At 56.2% G+C, this 2,935-nt stretch carries 2 protein-coding genes and 1 pseudogene; 2 read left to right on the top strand and 1 reads right to left on the bottom strand.

Annotation, left to right across the window (positions count from 1 at the left end):
* Nucleotides 1–251, bottom strand: a 251-nt coding sequence (gene prpE / locus O6929_04620; GenBank protein ID MCZ6479682.1) for a propionyl-CoA synthetase, incomplete at its 3' end; no start/stop codon positions are given.
* A gap of 224 nt (nucleotides 252–475) precedes the next feature.
* Between prpE and O6929_04615 the strand changes: the two genes are divergently transcribed.
* Nucleotides 476–631: a hypothetical protein gene (locus tag O6929_04615; protein MCZ6479681.1), complete on the top strand. Its 156-nt coding sequence runs from the start codon at nucleotides 476–478 to the stop codon at nucleotides 629–631.
* Between the two features lie 235 nt (nucleotides 632–866).
* Nucleotides 867–2,774 (top strand): annotated as a pseudogene (acs, locus tag O6929_04610) (acetate--CoA ligase).
* The last annotated feature ends 161 nt before the right edge of the window (nucleotides 2,775–2,935 follow it).

The following is a 2,935-nucleotide window of genomic DNA, read 5'->3' as shown; positions in this document are numbered from 1 at the left end:
TTGCCGGTGACCGGGCTGTCGTAGATCAGCGCCGCCTGGTCTCCGCGCCCGCCCTCGATGTGCAGATCGAGCGCGTTATAACAAGTGTTGACTTCGCCACCGGTAAACCAGCGGTAGAACGGCTTGTTGCTGTCGTCGAGGACCTTGTCCCAGTGCTTGATCCAGTGCACATCTTCAGCGGCCTCGGCCCAGAAACTATCCGGATCGCTGAGAGAGCGATCATACACGGACTGAAAATCTCGTTTCGCCATGCTACCCCCGTGGTGTGTGCAGTTTGCCTGCGACGGTGTCGACAATGTCCGGGCCAGAACCGGCATGGCCCCCCTTTGTCCCTAACGTCGGCTACCACACTGCTGGTTAAGACTATAATCAAAGGCTATAGCTATTAGAAGTGTTACTAAAACATACAATCATTGCCATTGCGTCATGAAGGTAAAAATGCTCGGCGCTTCCGAAAGGAAGGGGAGACCTGTGCATGTTTGAATTCACCGGAGAGTTCGAGCGGGCCTTCAACTGGATCTTTCTCGCCGTCACCGGCTTCATTGCCGTCAAGGGCATCCGAACGCGCAACCCGGATGGCGAGGCCGACTTCGTGCATCTGCTTTTCGGCAGCCTGCAGTGCAGGCGGTAAAAATGGGAATGCTCAGGGATGGCAGGTCTTGTAAAAGCACGCTCAATCCCTTGCCAGGACTGGGGTTTTCAACTCACGGAACCATACTTTTCGTAAAAGAGGCTTTTTTTGCCTTGCCAACCTGTACACGATTGAATAACATCCGCCTTCTTAAGTTCAGCTTTTTTAGGACTCGAAGGGAGAAAGGAGACGGGCATGCCGGATAAAGCCATTGAAGTTCTATTGAAAGAGGGGGAGGAAATTTCCTCCCCCCAAGGAATTTAAGCGTTCAGCGCATCCCACCAGCGCGAGGGTTTTTGACAGGGCCAGGAAAGACCCGAAGGCGTTCTGGGCAAAGGCTGCAAAAGAGCTCGATTGGTTCAAACCGTGGAAGCGGGTGCTGGAGTGGAAATGTCCCTGGGCCAAGTGGTTTATCGGGGGCAAGATCAACGCTTCCTATAATTGTCTGGACCGCCACGTTAAGACGGCCCGTAAGAACAAGGCGGCGATCATCTGGGAGGGAGAACCGGGAGACGAGCGGATTCTGACCTACAGAGATGTTTGGCGCGAGGTCAACAAGTTTGCCAATGTCCTCAAGAAGTTAGGGGTAAAGAAGGGGGACCGGGTTGCCGTGTATATGGGGATGATTCCGGAGCTGATCATTGCCATGCATGCCTGTAACCGGATAGGTGCCGTGCATAGTGTCGTCTTTGGCGGGTTTAGTGCCGAATCCCTCAGGGACCGGATCAACGATGCCGAGGCCAGGGTCCTGATCACGGCGGATGGCGGGTACCGACGCGGGGGTATCGTACCTCTCAAACGAAATGCCGACGAAGCCTTAGAGGGAACCCCATCGATCGAGAACGTGGTTGTGGTCAGGCGGGTGGGGGATGCGAGCAAGTCTGAGATGAAAACAGGAAGGGACCATTGGTGGCACGAGCTGATGGAGAATGCCCCTCTATGGTGCAAGCCGGAGGCCATGGACAGTGAGGATATGCTCTACACTCTCTATACTAGCGGAACCACGGGTAAGCCCAAGGGGATCGTCCACACCACAGCGGGTTATCTGGTGGGGGTTTATCTCGCAAACAAGAGGATCTTTGATATGAAAGAGGACGATGTCTTTTGGTGTGCCGCAGATATCGGCTGGGTGACGGGCCACACCCATATTGTCTACGGCCCCATGGCCAATGGGGTGACCCAGGTCGTCTACGAGGGGACCCCGGATTGGCCGGATAAGGATCGGTTCTGGAGGATCGTGGAGAAGTACGGAGTCGTCATATTCTACACGGCCCCGACGGCAATCCGGACCTTCATGCGTTGGGGGGCCGAATACGTAAAGAAGCATGACCTGAGCAGCCTGCGACTTCTCGGCACGGTGGGAGAGCCGATCAACCCGGAGGCCTGGATGTGGGACCACCAGAATATTGGCGGTAAGCGCTGTCCGATCATGGACACCTGGGGCAGACCGAGACGGGGAATCCCTTAGTAACCCCACTGCCGGGCGTGACCTCACTCAAGCCGGCATCTGCCACGAAACCCTTTCCCGGTATAGAGGCCGATATAGTCGACAAGAAGGGGAAATCCGGTCCCCTGGGTGGAGGGGGATATCTCGTACTGACAAAGCCGTGGCCCGCCATGCTGCGTACCATATACGGTGATCCGGATCGATATGTGGAGGAGTACTGGAGTCGGTTTCCGGGCAAATACTTCACCGGTGACGGTGCCAGGCGAGACAAGGACGGATACTTCTGGCTTCTGGGCCGTGTGGACGACGTGATGAACGTGGCCGGCTACAGGATAAGTACCATGGAGGTGGAAAGTGCCCTGGTGGATCATCAGAGCGTGGCCGAGGCTGCGGTTGGTCGGCAAACAGCATGAGGTGAAGGGCCAGGGGATCTGTGCGTTCGTATCGCTGAGGGCAGGGATCGAGAGTTCGCCATCATTGGTAGATGAGCTGAGGGGTCATGTGGCAAAGAAGATCGGGGCCATCGCCCGACCCGATGAGATTCTCTTTGCTGCGGAGCTTCCCAAGACGAGGAGCGGCAAGATCATGCGGCGGCTTCTGCGAGACACCGCCGACGGTCATGCCCTGGGGGATACCACGACGCTGGCGGACCCCGCGGTCGTGGCGAAACTCAAGGAGCAGTACCAAGAGGAATAAGGATCGCAGAGGCGTTCTCTGGTCGGCAAGATCTTGCTTGTGGTCTTACGTTCCTCCCACGGTTAAGGATCTGTTGGCTATCTTGTCATCAGCGATGGGTTGGTAAACAGGGACAAAGTCAGGGAAATCAAGAAAAGCCTTACCGCGCTGCGTGGTCTGTG

It is taken from the genome of Candidatus Methylomirabilota bacterium, from assembly GCA_027293415.1.
Classification (GTDB): domain Bacteria; phylum Methylomirabilota; class Methylomirabilia; order Methylomirabilales; family CSP1-5; genus CSP1-5.
Note: the sequence above shows the minus strand (reverse complement) of the source record. Positions and strands in the feature narration are given on the sequence as shown.

Bases quoted from the DNA above. Each gene is read 5' to 3' on its own strand.
- O6929_04615 (MCZ6479681.1), top strand. From the start codon at position 476: ATGTTTGAATTCACCGGAGAGTTCGAGCGGGCCTTCAACTGGATCTTT.